This window comes from Glaciihabitans sp. GrIS 2.15 (assembly GCF_035984695.1).
Taxonomy (GTDB): Bacteria; Actinomycetota; Actinomycetes; order Actinomycetales; family Microbacteriaceae; genus Lacisediminihabitans.
Window position 1 is genome coordinate 108,763 of record NZ_JAXCHU010000006.1, and the last position, 25,590, is coordinate 134,352.

The 25,590-nt window shown below is 64.1% G+C and carries 23 protein-coding genes; 5 read left to right on the forward strand and 18 right to left on the reverse strand.

All coding sequences use genetic code 11. The annotated features are described in order from the left end of the window. Positions 1–42: 42 nt before the first annotated feature. The 3 genes from RCH11_RS10260 to RCH11_RS10270 are packed head-to-tail and all read left to right on the forward strand — an operon-like array spanning position 43 to position 2,063. Positions 43–672 carry a DUF2510 domain-containing protein gene (locus RCH11_RS10260; protein WP_327056905.1) on the forward strand — a complete coding sequence of 210 codons (630 nt, stop codon included), beginning with the start codon at positions 43–45 and terminating at the stop codon, positions 670–672. 60 nt (positions 673–732) lie between these two features. Beyond that, on the forward strand, positions 733–1,083 hold the full coding sequence (locus RCH11_RS10265) for a DUF7882 family protein (RefSeq protein ID WP_327056906.1): 351 nt from the start codon (positions 733–735) through the stop codon (positions 1,081–1,083). Further along, positions 1,080–2,063, forward strand: coding sequence for a bacteriorhodopsin (locus RCH11_RS10270; protein WP_327056907.1), 984 nt, complete (start codon positions 1,080–1,082; stop codon positions 2,061–2,063). The genes RCH11_RS10265 and RCH11_RS10270 overlap by 4 nt, the downstream gene beginning before the upstream one ends. A gap of 23 nt (positions 2,064–2,086) precedes the next feature. Here the strand turns inward: RCH11_RS10270 and RCH11_RS10275 are convergent, their stop codons facing one another. The 18 genes from RCH11_RS10275 to fdhD form a co-directional block, all read right to left on the reverse strand. Further along, positions 2,087–2,971, reverse strand: coding sequence for an FHA domain-containing protein (locus RCH11_RS10275; RefSeq protein WP_327056908.1), 885 nt, complete (start codon positions 2,969–2,971; stop codon positions 2,087–2,089). A 2-nt stretch (positions 2,972–2,973) separates the two neighbouring features. Beyond that, the gene (locus tag RCH11_RS10280) at positions 2,974–3,246 is read right to left on the reverse strand and encodes a hypothetical protein (RefSeq protein WP_327056909.1); all 273 of its coding nucleotides are present in this window, start codon (positions 3,244–3,246) and stop codon (positions 2,974–2,976) included. A gap of 112 nt (positions 3,247–3,358) precedes the next feature. After that, on the reverse strand, positions 3,359–4,804 hold the full coding sequence (gene pyk / locus RCH11_RS10285; RefSeq protein ID WP_327056910.1) for a pyruvate kinase: 1,446 nt from the start codon (positions 4,802–4,804) through the stop codon (positions 3,359–3,361). A gap of 47 nt (positions 4,805–4,851) precedes the next feature. Next, a complete protein-coding gene (locus RCH11_RS10290) occupies positions 4,852–6,306 on the reverse strand; it encodes a glutamate synthase subunit beta (protein ID WP_327056911.1) in 1,455 nt (484 codons plus the stop codon). Continuing rightward, positions 6,299–10,882: a glutamate synthase large subunit gene (gltB, locus tag RCH11_RS10295; protein WP_327056912.1), complete on the reverse strand. Its 4,584-nt coding sequence runs from the start codon at positions 10,880–10,882 to the stop codon at positions 6,299–6,301. Before gltB ends, RCH11_RS10290 begins: the two co-directional genes overlap by 8 nt. Before the next feature lie 139 nt (positions 10,883–11,021). Continuing rightward, positions 11,022–12,080 (reverse strand): prolipoprotein diacylglyceryl transferase, encoded by a 1,059-nt coding sequence (gene lgt / locus RCH11_RS10300; protein ID WP_442789034.1) that lies wholly within the window; start codon positions 12,078–12,080, stop codon positions 11,022–11,024. A 114-nt stretch (positions 12,081–12,194) separates the two neighbouring features. Then, positions 12,195–12,992, reverse strand: a complete 798-nt coding sequence (gene trpA / locus RCH11_RS10305; RefSeq protein WP_327056913.1) for a tryptophan synthase subunit alpha — start codon at positions 12,990–12,992, stop codon at positions 12,195–12,197. Continuing rightward, complete coding sequence (trpB, locus tag RCH11_RS10310) at positions 12,989–14,251, reverse strand: tryptophan synthase subunit beta (protein ID WP_327056914.1); 1,263 nt, start codon at positions 14,249–14,251, stop codon at positions 12,989–12,991. The genes trpA and trpB overlap by 4 nt, the downstream gene beginning before the upstream one ends. A gap of 27 nt (positions 14,252–14,278) precedes the next feature. Further along, positions 14,279–15,049, reverse strand: coding sequence for an indole-3-glycerol phosphate synthase TrpC (trpC, locus tag RCH11_RS10315; protein WP_327056915.1), 771 nt, complete (start codon positions 15,047–15,049; stop codon positions 14,279–14,281). 5 nt (positions 15,050–15,054) lie between these two features. Then, positions 15,055–15,285, reverse strand: a complete 231-nt coding sequence (locus RCH11_RS10320; protein ID WP_327056916.1) for a DUF6704 family protein — start codon at positions 15,283–15,285, stop codon at positions 15,055–15,057. Positions 15,286–15,316: 31 nt separating this feature from the next. After that, the gene (locus RCH11_RS10325; protein WP_327056917.1) at positions 15,317–15,949 is read right to left on the reverse strand and encodes a Trp biosynthesis-associated membrane protein; all 633 of its coding nucleotides are present in this window, start codon (positions 15,947–15,949) and stop codon (positions 15,317–15,319) included. A gap of 3 nt (positions 15,950–15,952) precedes the next feature. After that, entirely contained in the window at positions 15,953–17,488 is a 1,536-nt protein-coding gene (locus RCH11_RS10330; RefSeq protein WP_327056918.1) for an anthranilate synthase component I, read from the reverse strand. Next, positions 17,481–17,888, reverse strand: a complete 408-nt coding sequence (gene hisI / locus RCH11_RS10335) for a phosphoribosyl-AMP cyclohydrolase (protein WP_442789040.1) — start codon at positions 17,886–17,888, stop codon at positions 17,481–17,483. Before hisI ends, RCH11_RS10330 begins: the two co-directional genes overlap by 8 nt. Before the next feature lie 8 nt (positions 17,889–17,896). Beyond that, complete coding sequence (gene hisF / locus RCH11_RS10340) at positions 17,897–18,661, reverse strand: imidazole glycerol phosphate synthase subunit HisF (RefSeq protein ID WP_327056920.1); 765 nt, start codon at positions 18,659–18,661, stop codon at positions 17,897–17,899. Between the two features lie 2 nt (positions 18,662–18,663). Further along, entirely contained in the window at positions 18,664–19,503 is an 840-nt protein-coding gene (hisG, locus tag RCH11_RS10345; RefSeq protein WP_327057038.1) for an ATP phosphoribosyltransferase, read from the reverse strand. Positions 19,504–19,568: 65 nt separating this feature from the next. Next, positions 19,569–19,832, reverse strand: coding sequence for a phosphoribosyl-ATP diphosphatase (locus tag RCH11_RS10350; RefSeq protein ID WP_327056921.1), 264 nt, complete (start codon positions 19,830–19,832; stop codon positions 19,569–19,571). A gap of 10 nt (positions 19,833–19,842) precedes the next feature. Further along, complete coding sequence (locus RCH11_RS10355; RefSeq protein WP_327056922.1) at positions 19,843–22,149, reverse strand: FdhF/YdeP family oxidoreductase; 2,307 nt, start codon at positions 22,147–22,149, stop codon at positions 19,843–19,845. Then, complete coding sequence (gene fdhD / locus RCH11_RS10360) at positions 22,146–23,054, reverse strand: formate dehydrogenase accessory sulfurtransferase FdhD (protein ID WP_327056923.1); 909 nt, start codon at positions 23,052–23,054, stop codon at positions 22,146–22,148. The genes RCH11_RS10355 and fdhD overlap by 4 nt, the downstream gene beginning before the upstream one ends. A 122-nt stretch (positions 23,055–23,176) precedes the next feature. Between fdhD and RCH11_RS10365 the strand changes: the two genes are divergently transcribed. Beyond that, a complete protein-coding gene (locus tag RCH11_RS10365) occupies positions 23,177–24,076 on the forward strand; it encodes an NTP transferase domain-containing protein (RefSeq protein ID WP_327056924.1) in 900 nt (299 codons plus the stop codon). Next, entirely contained in the window at positions 24,073–25,239 is a 1,167-nt protein-coding gene (locus RCH11_RS10370; RefSeq protein WP_327056925.1) for a molybdopterin molybdotransferase MoeA, read from the forward strand. Before RCH11_RS10365 ends, RCH11_RS10370 begins: the two co-directional genes overlap by 4 nt. Positions 25,240–25,590 lie beyond the last annotated feature (351 nt).

Here is a 25,590-nt window from a genome sequence, read left to right on the forward strand (position 1 = left end):
CGCTTCGCTAGTCTGGGCTGAGCCGAACTCGAAGGAGCCTCTGTGACTGACCTGCCCCACTCGCCCATTCCGATGACTCCCGCGGGGTGGTATCCCGACCATACTGGGGCACCCCAGTTGCGCTGGTGGGATGGCACAGCCTGGACAGACAGTATTAGCGACGGATCGGTCGGCACACCCTCGTACAGCGCCGCACCGTATGCCCTGCGCCCGGCGCCAACGGGGGTGCCAACGGGGACACCGGTGTACAACCCGATCATTTGGATCATGGCCCTGCTTCCATTACTCGGCATCGTGACTCTACTCACCCTTGACGCGTCGGCACTAGTGGCGTCTCCGACGGATCCGCTCGCCCTGTATCGCGACCCCGGCTATCTTGCAACCCTCGCGCTGGGGTGGATCGTCTTTGGCGCTGCGGTGATCCTTGCCTACTTCGACCGAAAGCGACTCCTTCGCGATGGGTACGATCGACCGTTCCACTGGGCCTGGACCTTCTTCGGCGGAGGCGTTTATGTGATCGGACGCTCGATTATCGTCCGTCGTCGGTCCGGTCGCGGACTCGCCCCGATCTGGCTCTGGATCGGGGTCACCCTGGTAGTGACCGTCGTCGCTCTCGCCAAGGTCGGACAGATGATGTCTTCCCTGATCAACAGCATTCCGCTCACCAGCTGACACGTGACTCTCCGGAGGAGAAGCGCGCTACAGTGAGGCAACAACTTCAGGAGCACCCCCATGGGTAGTTTGCTGTACGGCAACCCGGGCACAGAGATCAGCTTCGATGATCGCGCGCTCATGCACCTGCAGGTGGTAATCACGGCGAAACTCCGACGGCGCGAGAGCTTTCTCTTCACCTGGACCAACTCTGCGGATGCGGGAAGCGGACGCAGCTCGATCTGGCTGGACCCGAGCAGTGCCATTTTTTATCGATTCGCCGGAAGTCGCACCCCCTCGCTTAATCGGGACTGGATTCAGGCGCTGATGCTCTCAGCCAACAGTGCGGGTGGGATGTTCTTCTCACCAGAGCCCCCCGCCACACCGCAGGTTCTACCGGTGTCGCAGACATCGAAGTTTGCCAACGAATGATCGACCAGATCGGCGGGCCCTGGACGGCGACGCTCACTGCCTCGCAGTACCTGCTCACCCTGTACTTCGTCGCTGTGGCGGGACTGGCTCTCCTCGCTGGCCTCGTGCGCACCTGGATCACCCAGGGAGAGGTCGGCTCCCGCTATCGATCCGCCACCGTGGCCCGCCTCACCGTCGCGGCGGTCGCGATAGCGTCCTACCTTGGCATCATCCTCGCCTTCCGGACCGGTTATCGTGCAACGGGAACGGGGTTCGAAGCCGGAGCCGGATCGATGCTCGTTTTCGCCCTGCGTTATATGGACTGGTCGATCACCGTTCCCCTGCTCACCATGGAACTACTGAGCGTCTGTGTGCTCGCTGGCGCCACGGCACGTCGCACGGGCGTCATCGCCATGGCAGGCGCGATCCTGATGATCTTTACCGGGTTCCTCGGGGCGTTCATTCTCGGGGGCACCTCCCGTCCGTCGATGATGCTGCTCTGGGGAGGCGTGAGCGGAGTCTTTTGGATCATCACCACCGTCATTCTCATCCGCGCCGTGCGAGTCTCACTCCCTCGGTTGACCCCAGAGTCCGCCGTGTTGCTTCGGAATGCCACCGTTGGATTGCTCACTGGCTGGGTCGTGTATCCGATCGTCTACCTCATCCAGGTCTTCACTGGTGGCGGGGGGTGGGCCACGATCATTCAGATCAGCCTGTGTGCCGCTGATGTTGCAATCAAAATCGGCTTTGGTGAGCTCGTGCATCGAGTCGCGAAGTTACGCACTGCCGAAGATGTGCGCGCCGGGGACGACGTTCATCCTGAATCGATCTGGATCTCTTCGGTGAAGCAGTCGGATGCAGGAATCGCACGCGCCGTCTATCTTGCGACCGATGCTGTTGGACACATACGGCGCCCGCGGCCACCATCGAACTTCGCCGTGGCCGCGGAACCGGAATTAGAACTCGAGCCGCAGAACGATCCAGCTGACGAGGATCGCTAGGCGCCCGAAGAGCGTTATTGCCTTCAGGAGTGTCCTGGCCGGGTGTTGCGCTGGGGTTTCTGTCGAGACAATTCTCCGCCGACCCGACCGCCGTGCGGACGTCCGTGGTCGGCGAACTCCTCACGGAAGTAGGCCATCTTCCACTTTCCGAGCTCGATTCGCGTCCCTGTGCGCAAGACCTGGCCGCCGTCCTTCCGACCGGTAGTTTCGACCAGTCCTGAACCCCCCGCCAGGGCACCGATCGGGTACAGAACGTACTCGTCGTCCGCCGTTCGGCGAATCTCTGCATGCAGAGCATTCAGTCCGTCCAACTGCAGGCTGGCTTCGGACCCGGAACCGATGGTGGTGACCTCCGGAAGCAGGTCAAACTCTCGTGGCATCTGCCCGTTCCAGTTTTTGGAACCGATGACAAAAATGAGGCGTGGGCGACCAGATCGCGGGAGGTAGTGCGTTGTCGTCGCCGTTCGCCGAATCCGACGGCTCACGGTAGGCACCAGCGGGAAAAGCGTTTTCGGTGGCAGCGGGATAGCCGAGACTGCAGCTCCACGGCGACGCATCAGCGGAGCAAGCGCCGCGGCGCTCCCCAGCCTGATGTGCGGAGAGCCGGTGATGACACGCTGCAATACCGGAGCATTTACATTACCGATGCGCGCAATCACGCCCCCCGGACCGCTCAGTGTGATGGAAAGCCCGAATCCAGCGATCTCTTGTGCGATCGAGCGGATTTCAGCCAGTTTCACACTGCGGCCCGTGAGCATGGTCTCGGGGTTGTTGGCGAAGATTTGAACGTCGGTTCCTGCCGCCGTGATCGTGCCTTCGAGCTGCGACACCACGGCACCCGAAGAATCGATGCCAGGCTCCTCGAGCGAGAAGGTGAGATCTATGTCCAGCCGAGGTACAGCGACCATGATCAGTTACGGTGCTGGTCTGCGCCGGCGTCCTGGTCATCACTCGTCGTGACGCGCAGCGTACCGTTGAGCTTCCAGGTGGCCCGAGGAGCATCCGGACCAATGTCCCGGGGCACCTCGACGACCATGTCGATGAAGCTGTAGTTGACGGCTGCACCGCGCCCGGTGAGATAGGACCACATCTCACGTCCGAGGTCGGTCCAGTCGCTGATGTTGCGACCCTCCGGACCCGCTGCGTCGTCGAATAGTCCTGAGACCTGCTGTGAATCAGTCACGGTGAAATCCTTCCAATGTAGATAACTTCACCGTACCGAGGGCACGAGGCCAGCCGTCGATTTCACAGCCGACGACCAGCCTTGTCCCAGTTTTCGAATCGGCGGGCCGAGCTCAGTCTGCGGCGTAGGCAGGAGCGACCGCGTTGTGTGCGTCACCGACCCGGTGCACGCGCATGTCGTTGGTGCCACCGGAGATTCCGGGAGGAGAACCAGCGATCACCACGACCTTTTCGCCGAGGGCTGCGCGGTTGTGACCGAGCAGGATGTCGTCAACCTGGCCGAACAGAGCATCGGTGTGGGTTTTGCGCTCAACCAGATAGGTCTCTGTGCCCCACACCCACGCCAGGCGATTGCGGATGCGCTCCTCCGGTGTGTAGGCGATGATCGGGATGCGGTGGCGCAGTCGCGACATGCGACGAACGGAGTCTCCGGACTCGGTGAAGACGCAGAGATACTTGGCCTCGACGAAGTCTGCGACCTCGGCCGCGGCGAGAGTGATCGCCCCGCCCTGGGTGCGCGGCTTCGTACCGAGTTCCGCGATGCGCTCGAGGCCGTGCTCCTCGGTGGAGGTGATGATCCTGGCCATCGTCTGCACGGTGATCACGGGGTACTCCCCCACACTCGTCTCGCCACTCAACATCACGGCGTCCGCTCCGTCGAGCACGGCGTTTGCGACATCCGAGGTTTCAGCGCGCGTGGGGATGGGGCTGGAGATCATGGATTCAAGCATCTGGGTCGCAACGATCACCGGCTTGGCCATGCGGCGAGACAACTCCACGGCGTGCTTCTGAACGATCGGCACCGCCTCAAGAGGCATCTCGACTCCGAGGTCTCCCCGAGCAACCATGATGCCGTCGAAGGCGTCAATGATGGACTCAAGGTTCTCGACGGCCTGCGGCTTCTCGATCTTGGCGATTACCGGAAGTTTGACTCCCTCCTCCGCCATGATCTCGTGCACTCGAATGATGTCCTCCGCATTGCGAACGAACGACAGCGCGATGAGATCCGCTCCGAGCTTGAGCCCCCAGCGAAGGTCTGCTTCGTCCTTGTCGGAGAGCGCTGGAACGTTCACAGCGACACCCGGCAGGTTAATGCCCTTGTTGTTCGATACCGCTCCGCCGACAACGACCTCGGTCGTCACGACGGTACCGTCGGTGGAGATCACCTTGAGCTTCACCTTGCCGTCGTCGATGAGAAGAGGGTCTCCTGGCTTGACGTCGTGGGGAAGACCCTTGAATGTCGTGCCCGAGATCTCCTTGGTGCCAAGGATGTCCTCGATAGTGATCTTGAAGATATCTCCGACCGCGAGTTCGTAGGGGCCGTTCTCGAATTTGCCCAGCCGGATCTTCGGACCCTGGAGATCGACGAGCACTGCGACGGCACGCCCAGAGTCGGCGCTCGCCTTGCGAACATTGGCGTAGACCTCCTCATGCACGTCGTAGCTGCCATGGCTCAGGTTCATACGGGCGACGTCCACGCCGGCATCCACGATCGCGCGGATGTTCTCATAGCTGGACGTTGCCGGACCGAGGGTGGCGACGATTTTTGCGCGTCTCATGTATTTCTTTCTGTTGGGGACAAAATTCTCGAAGGAATAGTCGGGAGCTACAAGGCGACGGCCCGATCGGTCGGTGTGACCGGGGAAGGCAACGCAGTGTCGCCCTCGAGGAAGCGGTCGACGGCCGCGGCCGCGGCACGGCCCTCGGCGATGGCCCACACGATGAGCGATTGTCCACGACCCGCATCGCCCGCCACAAACACGCCGGATTCGCTCGTCTGGTAGTCGGCATCGCGTTCAACGTTTCCACGGTCGAGGGGAAGTTGCAACTGGCTTTCCAGTGCCTCACTCTCGGTTCCGGTGAATCCGAGGGCGAGAAGCACCAGGTCCGCGGGGATTTCTCGCTCGGTCCCTGCCTTCGGAACGCGGCGACCGTCGAGGTATTCGGTTTCGGCGACTCGGATGGCGCGCACCTCGCCCGCTTCGTTCGCCAGGAATTCGACGGTAGAGGCGAGATAAACCCGCTCTCCGCCCTCCTCATGTGCAGTCGTCACCTCGAACAGCGTTGGGGCCATCGGCCAGGGTTGATGATCGGGACGCTCGTGCGGCGGCTGGAGACCGATAGCGAGGTTTGTGACGGACAAAGCCGACTGGCGATGCGCGGTGCCGATGCAGTCGGCACCGGTGTCGCCGCCTCCGAGCACCACAACATGCTTCCCATCGGCAGTGAGCTGATCGACGATAGTGTCTCCGGCCCCGACGCGGTTTTGCTGCACCAGATAGTCCATGGCGAAGTGAATACCGGAGAGATCTCGCCCCGGAATAGGGAGATCTCGCGGCTGGAGCGCTCCCGTGGCCACAATCACTGCGTCATAACGAGCGCGGAGTTCATCCCAGGCGATGTCCACGCCGATTTCCACTCCCGCACGAAAGCGGGTTCCTTCTGCCTGCATCTGCTTGAGTCGAAGCTCGATGTGCCTCTTCTCCATCTTGAAATCCGGGATGCCGTACCGCAGAAGTCCACCGATGCGGTCATCCCGCTCGAAAACGGCGACGGTGTGACCGGCGCGGGTGAGCTGCTGTGCAGCGGCGAGACCTGCCGGACCCGAACCGACGACGGCCACGGTCTTGCCGGTGAGGCGCTCGGGAGGATGCGGCTCGACCCAGTCGTTCGCGAAGGCCTGGTCGATGATGGCGACCTCGACGTTCTTGATGGTCACCGCCGGCTGGTTGATCGCGAGCACGCAGGATGACTCGCACGGGGCCGGACAGAGCCGACCGGTGAACTCGGGAAAGTTGTTGGTGGCGTGCAAACGTTCGATCGCCTGGCGCCCCTCTCCGCGCCAGGTGAGATCGTTCCACTCCGGTATGAGATTGCCGAGCGGGCAGCCGTGGTGACAGAACGGAATGCCACAATCCATGCAGCGGCCAGCCTGCGTGCGCACGGTGGCGGCATCACCCTGCTCGTAGACCTCTTTCCAGTCCATGAGCCGCAACGCGACCGGACGCCGTGCGGGCAGCTCCCGCTCTCGCGTTTTCAGGAATCCCTTAGGGTCAGCCACCGATTACCTCCATGATGCGAGACCAGACGACATCGCCGTCGGGATCGAGACCTTCTTCAACAGCCGCTGCTCGCGTTGCGAGTACAGCGGCGTAATCGCGAGGGAGTACCTTCACGAACCTGGTCATCGACTCGTCGAGCGTGGCGAGCATCTGGGCTGCGAGAACGGACTCGGTCTCAGCGACATGCTGCTCGAGCAGGTTCGTGACGATTTCGATATCCTCCGCGCCGAGTGGCAACAGAGCGAGTTCTCCCGTGGCGAGCGCCTCGCGGTTGACCCGCTCGGGAGCGAGGTCGTATACATAGGCCGTGCCGCCGGACATCCCCGCCCCGAGGTTACGGCCGGTAGTTCCCAGAATCACCGCGAGCCCACCGGTCATGTATTCGAGGGCATGATCACCGACGCCCTCAACGACCGCCGTTGCACCGGAATTGCGCACGAGGAATCGCTCGCCGACGATTCCGCGGAGAAACATACTTCCCTCGGTCGCGCCGTAACCGATGACATTACCGGCGATCACGTTGCGTTCGGCCGGGAAGACGCTGTTGCGGTCGGGGCGCACAATGATCTGGCCTCCACTAAGCCCCTTGCCGACGTAGTCGTTACTGTCTCCCTCGAGTCGCAGGGTGATGCCGCTCGGCAGGAACGCACCGAACGATTGGCCGGCGGTCCCCCGGAGGGTGATGTCGATTGTGCCGGCGGGCAGGCCGTTCTCGCCGTGGCGGAGAGTGACCTCGTGGCCGAGCATGGTGCCGACGGCACGCTCGGTATTGCGGATCGGAAGAGAGATAGCGACGGACTCGCCCGCATGGAGGGCACCTTCACTCTGCCGGATCAGTTCGACGTCGAAGTGCTTGTCGAGCTCGTGGTCCTGCTGTGAGACGTTGTAACGTGGCTCCTCCGGACCGAACACCGGACCATCCAGGATCGGCGAGAGGTCGAGCCCGTCCGCCTTCCAATGCTCGATCGCCCGGTTTACGTCGAGAAGCTCCGAGTGTCCGACAGCCTCCTCGAGAGACCGAAAGCCGAGCTCCGCGAGGTACTCCCGCACCTCCTGGGCCAGGAATTCGAAGAAATTGACCACGAACTCCGGCTTGCCAGTGAAGCGTTTGCGTAACTCCGGGTTCTGGCTCGCCACGCCGACCGGGCAGGTGTCGAGATGACAGACGCGCATGAGGATGCAGCCGGATACGACGAGAGGAGCAGTAGCGAATCCATATTCCTCCGCTCCGAGGAGCGCGGCCACAATCACGTCTCGGCCGGTCTTCATTTGGCCATCAACCTGCACGACGACCCTGCCGCGCATACCGTTGAGCATGAGCGTCTGCTGGGTCTCCGCCAAGCCGAGCTCCCAGGGGGTCCCCGCGTGCTTGAGGGAGTTGAGCGGGCTGGCGCCCGTACCCCCGTCGTGACCGGAGACAAGTACGACGTCCGCGAGGGCCTTGGTCACCCCCGCCGCGACCGCGCCGATACCCGACTGGCTCACCAGTTTGACGTGAACGCGGGCATCCGGATTAGCGCGTTTGAGATCGAAGATCAGCTGCTTGAGGTCTTCGATCGAGTAGATGTCGTGATGCGGTGGCGGGCTGATCAGGCCGACGCCTGCGGTTGAGTGCCTGGTTTTCGCAATCCACGGGTAAACCTTGTTCGAGGGCAGCTGGCCACCCTCTCCTGGCTTCGCGCCCTGCGCCATCTTGATCTGGATGTCGGTGGCGTGAGTGAGATACATGCTCGTGACGCCGAATCGGCCGGACGCGACCTGCTTGATCGCGCTTCGACGTTCAGGATCGAGAAGCCGGGCGGTATCTTCGCCGCCCTCTCCCGTATTGCTCCGTGCTCCGAGGCGGTTCATCGCGATCGCGAGCGTCTCATGCGCTTCGCCGCTGATCGAGCCGTAGCTCATGGCTCCGGTGGAAAAGCGCGTGACGATGGATGCCACGGACTCGACCTCGTCGATCGGGACGGCCGGCCGCACTCCGTCGCGAAACGAGAACAGTCCGCGGAGGGTCATCAGGTTGGTCGCCTGCTCGTCGACGAGCTTCGTATAGTCGCGGAAGATGTCGTAGCGTCTCGACCGCGTCGCATGCTGCAGCTTGAACACGGTGTCCGGGTTGAAGAGATGAGGCGGGCCCTCGCGGCGCCACTGGTACTCGCCGCCAATAGCCAGTCGTTCGTGAGCGTTGATAGCGCCGTCCTCTGGGTAGGCCGCCGCGTGGCGTGACGCGCTCTCGGCGGCGATCACATCGATACCGACACCGCCGAGCAGGCTCGAGGTGCCGGTGAAGTACTGGTCGACGAAGGACTGGTCGAGCCCGACCGCCTCGAAGGCTTGGGCACCGGCATAGGACCCGACCACCGAGATGCCCATCTTCGACATGATCTTGAGCACACCCTTGCCCAGCGCCTTGATCAGGTTCTTTACGGCCTTCTGAGCGTCGATGCTGGAAATCATGCCATTGCGTACGAGCTCTTCCGCGGACTCCATGGCGAGGTACGGGTTGATCGCTGACGCGCCGTACCCGACCAGTAGGGCAACGTGATGAACCTCGCGCACATCACCAGCCTCGACGATGAGGCCGACCTTCATCCGATTCTGGGCGCGAATGAGGTGGTGATGCACCGCCGCCAGCATGAGGAGAGATGGCACCGGTGCTAAATCCTTATTGGAATCGCGGTCGGAGAGCACGATGAAGAGCGCTCCGTCATCGATAGCGCGGTCCGCTTCCGCGCACATCGCGGCGATCCGCTGTTCCATGGCCTTCGGCCCCTGGTCGACGCGGTACAGCCCTTTGATCGTGCGAGTGGGATTGAAGGCCTGCCGGGATGACTTCGGTGCGATGTGCTGGATTTTGGCCAGTTCATCGTTGTCGATCACCGGAAAGTCGAGGATCACCTGGCGGGCGTGCTCCGGAGTCGCGTCCAGGAGGTTGCGCTCTGGACCGAGGCCCAGCTTGAGCGAGGTGACCACTTCTTCACGAATGCTGTCGAGCGGCGGATTGGTGACCTGCGCAAACTGCTGGGTGAAGTAGTCAAAGAGCAAGCGCGGACGTTTCGACAGCACCGCGATCGGGGTATCGGAGCCCATGGCGCCGAGTGGCTCCGCGCCGTTCTCCGCCATCGGCTTCAGCAGCATCCGCACTTCTTCCTCGGTGTAGCCGAAGGTGCGCTGGCGCCGAGTGACCGAAGCGGGGGTGTGCACGATGTGCTCTCGTTCTGGCAGGTCCTTGAGGTTGATGCGACTACCGTCCAGCCAGGTGCCCCAAGGCTCCGAAGCGGCGAGCTCGCTCTTGATCTCGTCGTCTTCGATGAGGCGTCCAGCCTCCGTGTCGACGAGGAACATCTTGCCTGGGCGCAGACGACCCTTGCGGACGACGCGCTCGGGGGCGATATCGAGGACTCCGATTTCGCTTGCGAGCACGACCAGGCCGTCATCGGTAACGAGATAGCGGCCGGGCCGAAGACCATTGCGGTCGAGGGTCGCGCCCACCAGGGATCCGTCGGTGAAGACGAGGGCGGCCGGACCATCCCACGGCTCCATGAGCATCGAGTGATACTCGTAAAAGTCCCGGCGGGCTGGATCTATATCAAGCTGGTTCTCGTAGGCCTCCGGCACCATCATCATCATGGCGTGGGGTAAAGACCGCCCACCGAGGTTCAGCAACTCCACGACCTCGTCGAAGGATGCCGAGTCGCTCGCACCGGGAGTGACGATGGGGAAGAGCGGAGAAAGGTCGCCGAGCAGCGCAGATTCTAACTGGGATTGTCGGGCACGCATCCAGTTGCGGTTGCCCTGGACCGTATTGATTTCGCCGTTATGGGCAATCATACGGAACGGCTGGGCTAGCGGCCACGAGGGAAAGGTGTTGGTGGAGTATCGCGAATGCACGAGAGCGAGGCGCGAGGTGAATCGCTCGTCGGACAGGTCGGGGTAGAACGGCTCGAGCTGGAGTGTCGTAACCATGCCCTTGTAGACGATGGTGCGACAGCTCAGCGACGGGAAATAGGCGTTGAGCTCACGCTCGGCCCGCTTTCGCAGTCGGAACGACTGCCGGTCAAGGGCGATGCCATGAACCGGCTCACTGGGGGAGCCAAGGATGCTCGAGAGGAAGACCTGTTCAACCATCGGCATCGCGTCGCGCGCGAGGTTTCCCAAAACCGCTGGACGCACCGGCACAACGCGCCAGCCGAGTACCGAGAGATGCTCCTGCAGGGCGAGAGCCTCGATTCCCGCCTTGACCGCGGCCCGCTCGACCCCGTCGACGGGCAGGAAGGCCGTGCCGACGATGTACTGCCCGGCGGGGGGCAACGGAATGCCCGCTACCGCACGGAAGAACTCATCCGGAATCTGCGTCACTATCCCGGCGCCATCGCCGGTGCCCGCATCCGACCCGATGGCCCCTCGGTGCTCGAGGTTGCGGAGCGCTGTCAGGGCGAGGTCGATGATGTCGTGTCCCGCCGAGCCACGCAGGGTCGCGACCATCGCGAGACCGCAGGCATCCTTCTCGCGGCGCGGGTCGTAAAGCCCGGTCGCTGCGGGGATGGTGCTGAAACGGGAGAAAGCTGGCCTGAGTGCCATGGTCGAACCGTCCTCACGAGGTTACGTCGGCAGATGGGACGGCGGCGGCCCGAGGGGATGAAGCCCAAAATTGTGACGGCAGTCAAGCGCGGGGATTCGGCGCCATACCTGCGATGCCACTTTTTGCGGCACTATCCTGTTATCGCGGGCGAGTCCCGCTTGTGACGGACTTCCCGCTTGTGACGGCATCGCCCTGTGCAGAGGATGCCCTGGCCGGTTCAGAGTGCGAGTTGCTGTCCAGATCGGCATCGTTGTCGACCTCGTCGTATTCGGAATAGGTATTTTCCAAGTCTACCGCAGGCGTCGGCGTCCACTCCCGTCCCGGCAGGTACGCACTCGGCTCCAGTCCAGGATGGCGGCGCGACTGCACCACAAAGATGATGACGCCGACGAGGATCGCCCCGTAGGCCGCCCACACGTTCGTGCGAACGCCGAGGAAGATCAGGCTCGGGTCGATGCGAATCGACTCGAAGTAGCTTCGGCCGAGGCCGTACCAGATCAGGTAAACCGAGACCGTCTTGCCCCACTGGAGGGTGAACTTCTTCGATAGGGAGAGGATCACGAGCACGCCGGCCACGTTCCAGATCACCTCGAAGAGGAAGGTCGGCTGAAACAGGGTGCCGACCGGCAGGCCAGCGGGGAATGCCGGGTTGCTCTTCTCGATCTCGAGGCCCCACCACGCGTTTGTCGGCACGCCGTACAGCTCGTGGTTGAACCAGTTGCCGAAGCGACCGAAGGCCTGGGCGAGCAGGAGGCCGGGGGCGAGCGCGTCCGCAAAGGTCCAAAAACGCAAACCCGTCATTCGGCAGCCGATGTACACGCCGATCGCACCGCCAATGAGCGATCCGAAGATCGCGATGCCACCCTCCCAGATGAAGAGAATGTGCAGCATCTTCTCCGCTGAGCCGAAGTAATCGTCCGGGTGAGTAATCACATGGAAGATGCGAGCACCGATGATACCGAGCGGCACAGCCCACAGCGCGACGTCCAGCACAACGCCGGACTCGGCACCGCGTGCCTTCAGCCGCTCGTTGGTGAGGACCGTCGCAGCGACGATCCCGACAAGAATGCAGATCGCATAGGTGCGGATGCTGAGGTTCGGCGAGATGAACGAGAGACCGAGACTGTTCAGCCACTCACCGAGGTGGATCGCCTGCCACGGTTCGCTCGGGCTGGGGATGCTCAGGGGAAGAACCACGGTCGAGGGTGCCTTTCGTACTGACGCTCTTGTGCTGCGGACGTCTGATGCGGGAGTTTCGGTAGCCGACTACCCCGGAAACCAATTGCTCTAAAGCTAATTGCTCATAACGAATTAGCTAAGCGTACCGGTCGCGAGGTGCGCGGCCGTCGCTGCCACGGCGGATACGCCCCCGTCGGCGAGGGCCTTCACCAGCGCAGAACCCACAATGGCACCGTCCGCATAGCGCAGGACTTCCCGCACCTGATCCGGAGAGGAGATACCGAGCCCCACGCAAGTGGACGTTGCGCCCGCTTCGCGCAGGCGCGCGACGAGAGTCTTGGCCGCGACATCCACGTCACTGCGGGCACCGGTGATGCCCATGGTGGAGACCGTGTAGACGAAGCCCCGGCTCTGCCGAACCGCCTGATCGAGCCGGGCGTCGGTGGACGACGGTGCAGCGAGGAACACGCGATCAAGCCCGGTGCGACTCGACGCGGCCAACCAGTCACGTGCCTCGTCGGGAATGAGGTCGGGGGTGATGAGTCCAGCTCCCCCGGCCGCGATGAGGTCGTCTGCGAAGCGGTCGACGCCGTACTGAACCACCGGGTTCCAGTAGGTCATCAGCAACACCGGCACGTTTGTGCGTGCCTTGATCTCCGCGATCGCCTCGAACCCGTGGCGCAGCTTAAAGCCACCCTTGAGAGCCGTGAGCGTGGCCTCCTGGATCACGGGCCCGTCCATCACCGGGTCGGAGTATGGCAGGCCGAGCTCGATCACGTCGACGCCGTTCTCGGCAAGGGCGACCGCGGCCTCGATGCTCGTGCGCAGGTCGGGGAAACCGACCGGCAGGTAGCCGACTAGGGCACCGCTTCCGGCCGCCTTCCGTGCGGCGATGACCGCTTCGACGGTGCTCGCTGTCGCGGTGCTCACAGGCTGTCCCTGATCGATCCGGACAGCGTCGAGAGCCCCGCTGGGACCTCGACCATGGGGGTCGCAGTGTCAAGGATGTCGAAATACTTGCCGGCGGTCTCCATGTCTTTGTCCCCGCGGCCGCTCAGGTTTACCAGAATGGTCGCATCCGGACCGAGCTCGAGGCCGAGCTTTATCGTGCCGGCCAGCGCATGGGCCGTCTCGATGGCCGGGATGATTCCCTCGGTCATCGACAGCAGGCGCATGGCCGACATTGCCTCGTCGTCGGTGATCGGCCGGTACTGCGCGCGTCCAATATCGGCGAGCCAGGAATGCTCCGGACCGACGCCCGGATAGTCGAGGCCCGCAGAGATCGAGTGGGATTCCACAGTCTGGCCGTCTTCATCCTGCAGCAGGTAGCTGCGGGCTCCGTGCAGCACGCCGGGACGGCCCTTGGTGATGGTCGCGGCGTGCCTGGGGGTGTCCGCTCCGTCTCCGGCTGCCTCGTAGCCGTAGAGCGCCACGTCCGGATCGTCGAGGAATGCGTGGAAAATCCCCATCGCATTTGAGCCGCCTCCTACGCAGGCAGTGACCGCATCCGGCAGCGCGCCCGTGAGCTCGAGCACCTGGGCACGGGCTTCCTCGCCGATGATCTTATGAAAGTCGCGCACCATCACCGGGAACGGATGCGGCCCCGCAACCGTCCCCAGGAGGTAGTGGGTATTTTCGACGTTCGCGACCCAGTCTCGCAAGGCCTCGTTGATGGCGTCCTTGAGGGTGCGCGACCCTGCGGTTACCGGGATGACTTCAGCGCCGAGCAGGCGCATCCTGGCTACGTTGAGCGCCTGGCGCTCAGTGTCGACCTCGCCCATAAACACGACGCACTCCATGCCAAAGAGCGCTGCGGCCGTCGCCGTCGCCACGCCGTGCTGGCCGGCTCCGGTTTCGGCGATCAGTCGGGTCTTGCCAAGTCGACGCGCGAGCATCGCCTGGCCGAGAACGTTATTGATCTTGTGCGACCCGGTGTGATTGAGATCCTCGCGCTTGAGGATGATGCGGGCGCCACCGGCATGAGCGGCAAAGCGCGGCACTTCGGTGATGATCGACGGACGACCCGTATAGGTGCGGTGCAGTTCGGCGAGTTCCTCCTGAAACAGGGGGTCAACCTTTGCCGCTGTGTACGCGGCGTCGAGTTCGTCCAGTGCCGCAATCAGGGATTCGGGAACAAACCGTCCTCCGTATTCGCCGAAGTACGGTCCGAGTTGGTCGCGCAGTGCCATGGATCTATCGCCCTTGCTTGAGAATGACTAGTTACCGAGGAAGTCTGCCAGCGTCCGCACCGGATCTCCTGTGACCAGCGCCTCTCCGACCAGCACGACATCCGCTCCCGCCTCGCGGTAATGGGTAACATCCGCGGCGGTAAGTACCGCGGACTCGGCCACTCGGATGACGCCAGAGGGAATCTGGCCGGCGAGGGTACCAAAAAGATTCTGATCAAGCTCGAAGGTACTGAGGTCACGAGCATTGACCCCGACCAGCCCCGCGCCAATATCGAGAGCACGGGACACCTCATCGGCGCTGTGGGTCTCTACCAGCACAGCCATGCCGAGCGTGCTGGTCAGATCGAACAGGCTGGCGAGGGTCACCTGGTCGAGGGCAGCAACAATAAGGAGCACGATATCGGCTCCGGCCGCCCGTGCCTCGAGTACCTGGTAGGGCTCCGCGATGAAGTCCTTGCGGAGCACCGGGATCGACACCGCCCCCCGGACCGCCTCGAGATCAGCGAGCGATCCACCGAACTTTCGGCCTTCGGTGAGCACGCTGATCGCGCTCGCTCCACCGGTCTCGTAGGACACGGCAAGGGCGGCGGGATCGGGGATGTCCGCAAGAGCACCGCGGGAGGGGCTCGCTCGCTTCACCTCGGCGATGATGCGCACTCGAGACGACGGGGCGAGCGCCGCAAGCGCATCAATGGCAGGGGGGCGGGCGAAGGCCTCCGCCTCGACGACGGCGAGACTGCGATGTAGGCGACGCTCCGCGGCGTCGAAAAGGGCCCCGGAGACGAGATCAGAGAGCAACTGAGTTAGTGGCCTTTCGGCGTGTATTTGGCGCCGTAGACGCCGTAGCCCATTTTCTTGAGCACATAGCCGACCAGCATGCCGATCACGAGAAGTGCCACCGCGACCCACACCATTACCTGCACGTCGAAGAAGAACGCGACAGTGCCGATGCTGAAGGCAACGAGCATGATGATCACTGCCGTCCAGGCCGCCGGGGAATTACCCTCTCCCGGATCGGGGAATTCGTCGCTCACAGTACTCCTTCGTGGATCTTCAGAACCGAGTCTATCGCGAGGTCGGATCGGTTCCGCCGCTCAGCGTGTCCCAGTCGGATACCGCGTGGGCTGCGGCATCCTCGGGCGCTGAGTCGGCGTCAGCGCCACCGACGACCTCCGGGGCCTCGAGCACCACGGGCTGGCGGTAGCGCCCGGAAGAGCCGGGCCAGCGCCGACCGGTCGCGAGCACGAAAATGCCGAGTGCCATCGTGAGGATGCCCACGATGATCGCGATAACCGGATAGGCGGTCTGCGACACTGCGGACACGAGAGCGGCGATGGAATTCGACCCGCCGACTCCGGTCACTGCGGAAACCGCGGACTCGGACGCCCGCACCGGATTCGACACCGCGAGCGCGGCCGAGAGTGCCACCATGAATCCGATCACCACCTGGAGCACGCCGAGCACTGCCCGCAAGACCGGGCCACTGATGGCAAGGGCCGCGACGAGCGCGAGGCTCGCGAGTGCGAGAGCGATGAGCGCTGGCGCCGCGACATCCCCGGTAACGCTGAGCACGGGATGCCCGGTCGCCGATTCGCGCAGGGTGAGGGAGAACCACTCTCCGGTCCACACCACTAGCGTGAGCGCGCCAAGCACGATCGCGGCGAGGAGAGTCAGGTTCTTCAGTCGACGAGGTGACACAAGCTACTTCACCCGCCGCATGGCATTGGCGACCGCCACCGCGCGAAGAGGCGCCGCAGCCTTGTTCTGCGACTCGAGGTATTCGCTCTGGGGGTCGGAATCGGCGACCAGCCCCGCGCCGGCCTGCACGCGGGCGACCCCGCCCGAAATCGTAGTGGTGCGGATGGCGATGGCGAGGTCGAGATCTCCCGCGAAGCCGAAATAGCCAACCACTCCCCCGTAAAGACCGCGCTGGGCGACCTCAAGCTCATCGATGATCTCGAGTGCGCGTGGTTTGGGAGCCCCGGAAAGAGTTCCAGCGGGGAAGGTCGCGCGGAACACGTCGATCGAATTGGCCGCGGGCCGCAGGTCGCCTTCGACCGAGGACACGAGGTGCATGATGTGACTGAAGCGCTCGACCTGCATGAATTCACTGACCTCGACCGTGCCAGGGATGCACACCTTCAGCAGGTCGTTGCGGGCGAGATCGACGAGCATCAGGTGTTCGGCGCGCTCCTTCGGATCGGCGAGCAGCTCGTCGGCGAGGGCGAGATCCTCCTCAGGACCGATGCCCCGAGGGCGGGACCCTGCGATCGGATGCATGTAGACGCGGGAATTCTCCACCTTGACGAGAGCTTCCGGCGAGGACCCCACTATCCAGTATGGTTCGCCGCCCGGCGTGATAAGGGAGAGCAGGTACATGTACGGGCTCGGGTTGAGTGTGCGCAGAACGCGATACACGTCAATTGCGTCGGCCGTGATCTCGTGATCGAATCTCTGCGAGATCACCACCTGGAAAACATCCCCATCTCGAATGAATTTCTTCGAGCGCTCGATCGCCTCGTGGAATTCCGGTGCCTGGATGCGCGGGACCGGCGTTGCGGCGATCGACAGGTCTACCTCGGCCAGCCACGCTTCGGCCGGCTGGGCGAGGGCGGCCTGCATGGTGTCCAAACGCGCCTGGGCGAGCGTCCACAGCCCATCCGTTGCATCCACTCCGTCGTTGAGAACCGTGGCGATGAGCAGCACGGTGCCGGTGCGGTGATCGACGACGACAAGCTCAGAGACGAAGCTCAACGCCTGGCCAGGAAAGTCGAAATCGGCCGGTGGCACGCGAGGCAGCCGCTCGATCTGACGGATCGCCTCCCAGCCGATAAAACCGACCAGGCCGCCGGTGAGGGGGGGATGCCCGGCAACGTGAGGCGTGCCCCAGCGTTCATAGAGGTGCGCAAGCGCCGCGAGCGGTCCGGTCGGGCAGTCGGACCCGAGCGCGCGCTCGGCCGAGAGCCCGTAGTCGAGCCAGACCGCGGCATCCGCCCCGGTCTCATCGGTCGACTGGGTGAGTACTCCAAAACTTGCGACCCCGATGAAGGAGTAGCGCGACCAGATGCCCCCCTGTTCCGCGGACTCCAGTAAAAAGCTCCCGGGTTCGCCCTTGGCGAGCTTGCGGTAGATGCCCACCGGCGTCTCGCCATCGGCGAAGAGCTCGCGAATCACCGGCACCACACGGTGCCCCTCAAGCAGCGAATCGAAATGCTCGCGACCGGTGGTCTCACTCATTGGTGTCGCCATTCGTCGGGTGCAGCGTCGTAGTGTGCAGTGTCGTGGGGTGCAGTGGGTCTACATCGAAGCATGCGTGAGCGCCGGTGTGACAGGCTGTTCCAATCTGTTCGACCTGCACGAGCAGGGTGTCGGAGTCGCAATCCAGGGCAGCGCCCTTCACGTACTGGCGGTGCCCGGAGGTATCGCCCTTGCGCCAGTACTCCTGACGTGACCGCGACCAGAAGGTGACGCGGCCCTCCGAGAGGGTTCGCCGCAGCGCCTCGGCATCCATGTACCCGAGCATCAAGACCTCGTGGGAGTCCCACTGCTGGATGATCGCGGGCAGAAGCCCCTGCGCGTCAAAACTCGCCCTCGCCAGAACAGCCTCGAGCTCCCCCTGGTCGATTGTCGTGTCCATAGTCATCCTTAGCTTCTCACCAGCATGCCGCTCGCAGCGAGCCCCTTCTTGACGTCAGCGACGGTCAGCATACCGGTGTGGAATACGGATGCCGCGAGCACGGCATCGGCCCCCGCAGCGACCGCCGGCGCGAAGTGTGCGACCGCGCCAGCCCCGCCACTGGCGATCACCGGCACCGCGCTGACCTCGCGAATGGCGGCAATCAACGCCAGGTCGAAGCCATTCTTCGTGCCATCCGCATCAATGGAATTCACGAGTAGCTCGCCCGCACCCCGTTCGATGGCCTCGATGGCCCAGGCCAGGGCATCAATATCGGTCTCGGTGCGCCCGCCGTGGGTGGTGACGACCCAGCCGCTGGCTCCGCGAGCGGAGCGTTTCACGTCAAGGGAAAGAACGAGGGCCTGCGCGCCGAAGCGATCGGCAATCTCGCCGAGAAGGGCCGGGCGGGCGATCGCGGCGCTGTTCACACCGATCTTGTCGGCGCCGTGGCCCTGGAGTCTGGCCACATCCTCTGCAGAGCGCACGCCTCCACCCACGGTGAGCGGAATAAAGACCTGCTCGGCTGTGGCCTTGACCACGTCGTACATGGTCGCTCGGTCGTCGACCGTAGCCGTGACGTCGAGGAAGGTGATCTCGTCCGCTCCCTGCTCATAATATCGCCGCGCGAGCTCGACCGGATCGCCAGCATCCCGCAGATCGAGAAAGTTGACGCCCTTGACCACCCGGCCAGCCGCAACATCCAGGCACGGGATCACGCGGACTGCGACGGGCATGATCAGATCCGAGCCGCGTGAATCGGACTGACCAGGATGGCACGGGCACCGAGCTCATAGAGTCGGTCCATGATCTCGTTAGTGTCTTCGCGTGGCACCATCACGCGTACCGCCACCCACGCGCGGTCCCGCAGCGGGGAGACCGTCGGAGACTCAAGGCCCGGTGTGATGGCCGAGGCCGGCTCAATCAGGGCGATCGGCAGGTCATAGTCCATGAGCACGTACTGGCGGGCTACGAGCACGCCCTCTAACCGACGCTTCAGCGTAGCGATTCCGGCCAGTCCTGTCTTCGCGCTGATCAGCACAGCCGAGGATTCGAGGATGACCGGACCGAAGATCTCGAGGCCTTGAGCGCGCAGGGTAGAGCCGGTGGAGACGACGTCGGCCACGGCATCCGCTACGCCCAGTTTGACCGCCGATTCGACCGCACCGTCGAGGGAAACCAGTGTGGCGTTCACTCCGTGCCGTGACAGAAAATCCCCGACCAGTCCGGGATAGCTCGTCGCCACCCGCACTCCCTCCAGGTCACCGAGAGCCGAGAAGCGCCCGGCTGTGCCGGCGAACCGGAAGGTGGATGCGCCGAAGTCGAGGCTCGCAATCTCGACCGCGGTCGACCCGGAATCGAGCAGGAGGTCGCGGCCGGTGATTCCGACGTCGAGCGCGCCGGAGCCAACATAAGTGGCGATGTCCCGCGGACGAAGGAAAAAGAACTCAACGTCGTTGCGAGGGTCGGACAGGTTGAGTGCGCGCGGGTCGCGACGGCCGGCGTATCCGGCCTCGGACAACATCTCGGCGGCGGTCTCGCTCAGGGAGCCCTTGTTGGGCACTGCGATTCGCAACATCATCGGGGTCTCTTCAGTGGTGGGTGACAGGCTTCAGTGGTCGGTGACAGGTGGGAGAGGCGAACTCACAGATGTCGGTAGACGTCCGCTGTGGACAGGCCCTTTGAGATCATGAGCACCTGCAGATGGTAGAGCAGCTGGGAAATCTCTTCCGCCGTCTCATCACGCGACTGGAATTCGGCCGCCATCCAGACCTCGGCGGCCTCTTCGACGATCTTCTTACCGATGGCGTGAACTCCGGCGTCGAGCTCCGCAACGGTGCCAGAACCCGCGGGGCGCGACACAGACTTCTCACTGAGCTCAGCAAACAAGTCGTCGAACGATTTCACATCTGCAAGGTTACCGGGTGCCAGCGGATGCCACCGGCTCGAGGCGCACGATGACGGCCTTCGACACCGGGGTATTGCTACCCACCGCCGCACTCGATAGTGGAACCAGCACATTGGCCTCGGGATAATACGCCGCGGCGCATCCCTTCGCCGTGGGATATGAAACGATGCGGTAGCCGCGCAGCACGCGATCCGGCTCATCTTTCCACTCGCTGAAGATGTCGACACGCTGGCCGTCTTCGAGATTCAGCTCGATCAGATCGTCGGGGTTCACGAAGATCACGTCCCGACCGTTCTTGATGCCACGGTAGCGATCGTTCAGGCTGTAGATCGTGGTGTTGAACTGGTCATGTGAGCGCATAGTCTGCAGAATCAGTCGACCGACGGGCCGCTCGAGCGCCTCGAGCTCGTTGACGGTGAGCATCGCCTTGCCGGTCTTCGTGGCAAAGGTACGCGAGTCGCGCGGACCATTCGGCAGGATGAAGCCGCCCTTTTGGCGCACCTGAACGTTGAACTTCTCAAAGCCGGGAACGACATGACTGATGTGATCGCGGATGAGGTCGTAGTTCCCCTCGAATCCGGCCCAGTCCACGGGCACGGAATCCCCGAGTACGGCCCGCGCCAGGCGGGTAACGATAGAGATCTCGGACAGCAGGCCGGGAGCGACCGGCGGGATCCGGCCATGGGAGCCGTGCACTGCACAGACAGAATCCTCGACAGAGACGAACTGAGGTCCGGTGGCCTGGAGATCCACCTCGGTGCGGCCCATCGTCGGCAGGATCAGCGCCTCCGTGCCGATGACCGCGTGAGAGCGGTTGAGCTTCGTCGATATCTGCACGGTCATCTCGGTGCCGTGCATTGCCTTCTCGGCCGCACCGGTGTCCGAGATTGCGGCGACGAGATTGCCTCCGAGGGCAAACCAGACCTTCACCTCGCCGCGTTGCATCCCCTCGATCGCCTTGAGGGCATCCGTGCCGTGGGCCCGGGGCGGTGCGAACGAGAACTCCTTCTCGATGGCGTCGAGGAACTCATCGTCCATCTGCTCCCACACCCCCATGGTGCGGTCACCCTGCACGTTGCTGTGGCCGCGGATCGGGGATGCTCCGGCCCCGGGCTTGCCGATGTTGCCGCGGAGCAACAGCAGGTTGATCAGATCTTTCAGGGTGTCGACCGACTTCTTGTGCTGGGTAAGACCCATCGCCCAGGTGATGATAACCCGATCGGCGGCGATGTAGCGCTCGGCAAGCTCGTCGATCTCTGCCGAGGTGAGGCCGGTGGCGAGCAGCACGGTCGCTTCATCGAGGTGGCCAAGATGTTCGGTGAGGGCATCGAGACCGAGGGTGAATTCGTCGAGAAAGGCGTGGTCGAGCACTGTTCCTGGCTTCGCCGTCTCCGCGTCGAGCACGCGCTTCGAGACGGCCTGCAATAGAGCCATGTCCCCGCCAGAGCGGATCTGCAGGAACTGGTCGGCCAGCGGCGTGCCAGATCCGATGATCCCCCGAACCTTCTGCGGATTCTTATAGCGCATGAGACCGGCCTCGGGCAGTGGATTCACCGCAACGATGCTCGCTCCGTTGCGCTTCGCCGCTTCGAGGGCGGTGAGCATGCGCGGATGATTCGTGCCCGGGTTCTGCCCCATGATGATCACGAGATCGGATTTCTCGAAATCATCGTAGGCAATTGTCGACTTGCCGATCCCGATGGTCTCACCGAGGGCAGTCCCGGTGGACTCATGGCACATGTTCGAGCAGTCCGGCAGGTTGTTGGTGCCGAAGGCCCGCACGAAGAGCTGATAGACGAAAGCTGTCTCGTTGGCAGTTCGGCCGCTCGTATAAAAGGCGGCTTCGTCGGGTGAGGTAAGACCGTTGAGCTTCGTCGCGATTATCTCGAATGCACGTTCCCAGGACACCGGTTCGTAGTGGTCAGCGCCGGCAGGACGGTAGACCGGCTCGACGAGTCTTCCCTGCATGCCGAGCCAGTACTCCGACCGCGACAGCAGGTCGTCGATTGAATGTTCCGCCCAGAAGCTCGTCGGCACGGTGATCGGGGTGGCCTCCCAGGTGACGGCCTTTGCACCGTTCTCGCAGAATTCCGCGACCGACCGGTGTTCCGGATCGGGCCAGGCACAGCTCATGCAGTCGAAGCCGTCCTTCTGGTTCATCGAGGTGAAAAGCTTCGCCGTGCGGGCGACGCCCATCTTCAGGAGCGCGGGCTCCATGGAGTGGAGGATGGCCGGCACTCCGACAGCCCAGTCATGCACTTTACCCACGTGCAGATCGGGATAACCAGCGTCCGCATCCATTGGAGTCTTGGTCATCGGATTGCCGCCGTCTCAGTTAGGTTCATTGTGTTTTGGTCTGTGTGCGCGTGTGGATGTTCGTCTGGGTCTCCCGTAGTTTCGAGGCGGTGCTCGCCGCTGTAGACCACCATCGATGGTCCGCGCAGGAAGCCGACGACGGTCATCCCCAGCTCGGTGCCGAGCTCGACGGCAAGAGAGGATGGCGCCGACACCGCGGCGAGGAATGGGATGCCAGCCATGGAGGCTTTCTGGGTGAGTTCGAAGCTTGCTCGACCGGAGACCATCAGCACCATTCCGCGCAGGGGCAGCATATTTTGGGTGAGCGCCCAGCCCACCACCTTGTCAACGGCGTTGTGCCGACCAACATCCTCGCGAAGGACGAGCATCTCGCCGGTCGCGCCGTCGAACAGAGCGGCGGCGTGCAGCCCACCGGTCTTCTCGAAAACATCCTGGCCGGCCCGCAGCCGGTCGGGGAAGGTCGCGAGCAGCTCAGCGTCGACCCGAAGCGGATCGTCGGCCACCGTGTACGCGGAGAGGGTGCGCACCGCGTCGATACTCGCCTTGCCGCACAATCCGCACGAACTCGTGGTGAAGAAGTTGCGCTCGAGACTCGGATCTGGCGCCGGAACGCCCGCGCCGAGAGTCACATCCAGCACGTTATAGGTGTTTTCCCCGCCGACCGTCGCCCCGGCGCAATAGCGGGCCGCGGCGAATTGGTCGCCACGCGAGACGACCCCTTCGGAGACCAGAAAACCCGCTGCGAGATCGAAATCATGACCGGGCGTGCGCATCGTGATCGCGAGTGCCTTTCCCCCGACCCGGATTTCCAATGGTTCCTCGACGGCGAGCACGTCTTCTCTCCGAACGGCCCCCTCCCCCACCGTTACCCGTGTGACCTGACGTCGAACCGTTATTCTGCCCATACTCATGAGTAGCATTACCGGCGGCGGTAAACAACGACACCCCCGGCGAATCGGCAGACTCTCGGCACCCTCCCTGCGACTCGCTTCCCAGCGACCGGACCGCGAGACCTAAAGTTGGACCCATGATCTTCGACGCCATCGTGCTCGCCGGGGGGCGAGCATCCCGTCTCGACGGCGCGTCGAAGGCCGAACTCGTAGTCGGGGGGCGATCATTACTGTCCCTCGCGATAGATGCGGCAGCCGACTCCCGAGACATCGTTGTGGTCGGCCCTTCGCCTGCGGTCCCCCCCGGAGTGTTAGTAGCCAGGGAAAGTCCGGCGTTCGGAGGTCCAGCCGCCGCCATCGCCGCGGGCCTCGAGGCCCTCAGCGCGAATCCACCCGCTGATTTCGTGCTTGTGCTCGCGTGCGATGTCCCGCACAGCGCCGCCGCGGTGCGCACACTTCTCGCCCGACCGACCGATGGGCCGCACGGCGTCATCGCGGTGGACTCCGAGGGCCGTCGTCAGCCCCTGCTCGGGGTGTATCGCACCGAGGCGCTCGCCTGTGCGGTGCGCGAGCGCGGGTCTGACATCCAGAACCTGTCCGTGAGGGCGCTGCTTTCTCCTCTCGACCTCGCCGACGTACCCGTACCACCCGGGTCGACCGACGACATCGACACCTGGACGGATGCCGCTGGATTCGGAATATCGCCACCCTCCCTGACCGCACCGGAGCCCGCGCTCCCCACGAAAGGATTACCCATGAGCGACCAGGACGAGACCGCCACACTGGCCGCCCTCACGGACTGGAGCGATCGCCTCAGCGCGGCGCTCGGCATCGAGGGGGTGGAGGTCGACATCGACGCTGTGCTTGCTCTCGCCGGCACCGCCGCTCACGCGATTATGCGCCCCGCGGCGCCCGTGACCACCTATCTCGTGGGCTATGCGGCCGGGGTCGCCGCCGCTTCCTCCGGGGGAGGGAACGCGGGGTTCACCAGTGCTGCGAAGACCACGATGGCTCTCGCGAAATCCATCGAACGGTGACCCCTGCTCGTCGCACTGACTCGCTCGAGTGGCACGATGCGCGCGCCGTCGCCGAGGCCGCAGCATCCGCCCTCGGTACAGAGACTGTCGCCCTCGACGAGAGTATCGGTCGTGTTCTGTCCCATGGCCTGCGAGCGCTGACGGATGTTCCGCACTACGCCTCCTCGGCAATGGACGGCTGGGCGGTCACCGGTGCGGGCCCCTGGCAGCTCGTCGACGGGCCGGTTCTCGGACCCGGATTGGCCGCCGTCATCGTGACCGGAGGAGTGATCCCGGTCGGCACAGACGCGGTCCTGCGCAGCGAGAGCGGCACTGTGCGCGCCGGGCGGCTCGAGTCGGTCTCCGCGACCGGCGAACCGCATCCCGGGCAGCACCTCCGTGCCGCCGGAGGGGAAGCGCGCTTGGGAGAACTCGTCGTGAGCGCAACAACGCTCCTCAACCCGGCACACGTCGCCCTCGCCGCCGGCTGTGGGCACGATGCCATTGGGGTGATCCGCCGCCCCCGGGTGAGCGTTCTTCTCACGGGCGATGAAGTCGACGAGAGAGGAATTCCCTCGCCGGGACGGGTGCGGGACAGTTTCGGCCCCCAACTTCCAACCGTGCTCCGGATGCTCGGAGCAGAGGTCGTCTCGCGGCGTCGCATCCCCGACGAATTCGACGCCACGGTCGCGGCCCTGCGGGACTCCCCGGGCTTGGCAGAGGTGATCGTCACCACCGGCGGTACCGGCTCCTCAGCGGTAGACCACCTGCGGCCGGCGCTGCACGCTCTTGGCGCCGAATTTCTGGTCTCCCGGATCGCGATGCGTCCCGGCGGACCGACCATGCTCGCCCGGCTGCCCGACGGCCGGTTGCTTCTCGGGTTGCCGGGCAATCCGCTCGCCGCAATGATGGGTCTGCTCACAATCGGCATGCCGCTTCTGGCCGCCTTCCAAGGGCAGATCTCCGAGGTTGGGCGCGTCGCCTCCGCAGCGGCACTCGAGGGCCGGGCCGGCACCAGCATCCTCGTGCCGTTCCGCCTGCAGCAGCAGCAGGCGGTGGCCACTCCCTGGCTCGGCTCCGGCATGATGCGAGGGCTTGCAGATTCGGCGGGCGTGCTGGTCGTTCCGCCGCAGGGAGTGCGCGCGGGCGAGGTCGTCGATACGCTCACTCTTCCCTGGGTGTGACCCCGGCCGGGCATCCGGCACCGATCCGGCCCCCGGCAGTCCATCTCCCCTTTTTGCGACCACCTCCGTGTGTAAACACCGAGGTGGTCGCAAAAACGGAAGGTGGGTGGTGGGCGGCGTGGCCGCGGGCACGAGCCCGGGCGTGGTCACGGGCGAGACGCTCGGCTCGGTCGCGGAGGAGAGAACACTTCGCGGCGGGAGTCGTAACCCCCGCCGGGATGACTTTCTGGCGCCGCGAGTTGGTTTATCCCCCGCCGGGGCAACTTTATGGCGCCGCGAGACTGCGTATCCCCCGCCGCGAGACCGCGTATCCCCCGCCGCGAGAGCCCGCGGCATCCGGCACCGCGGCAC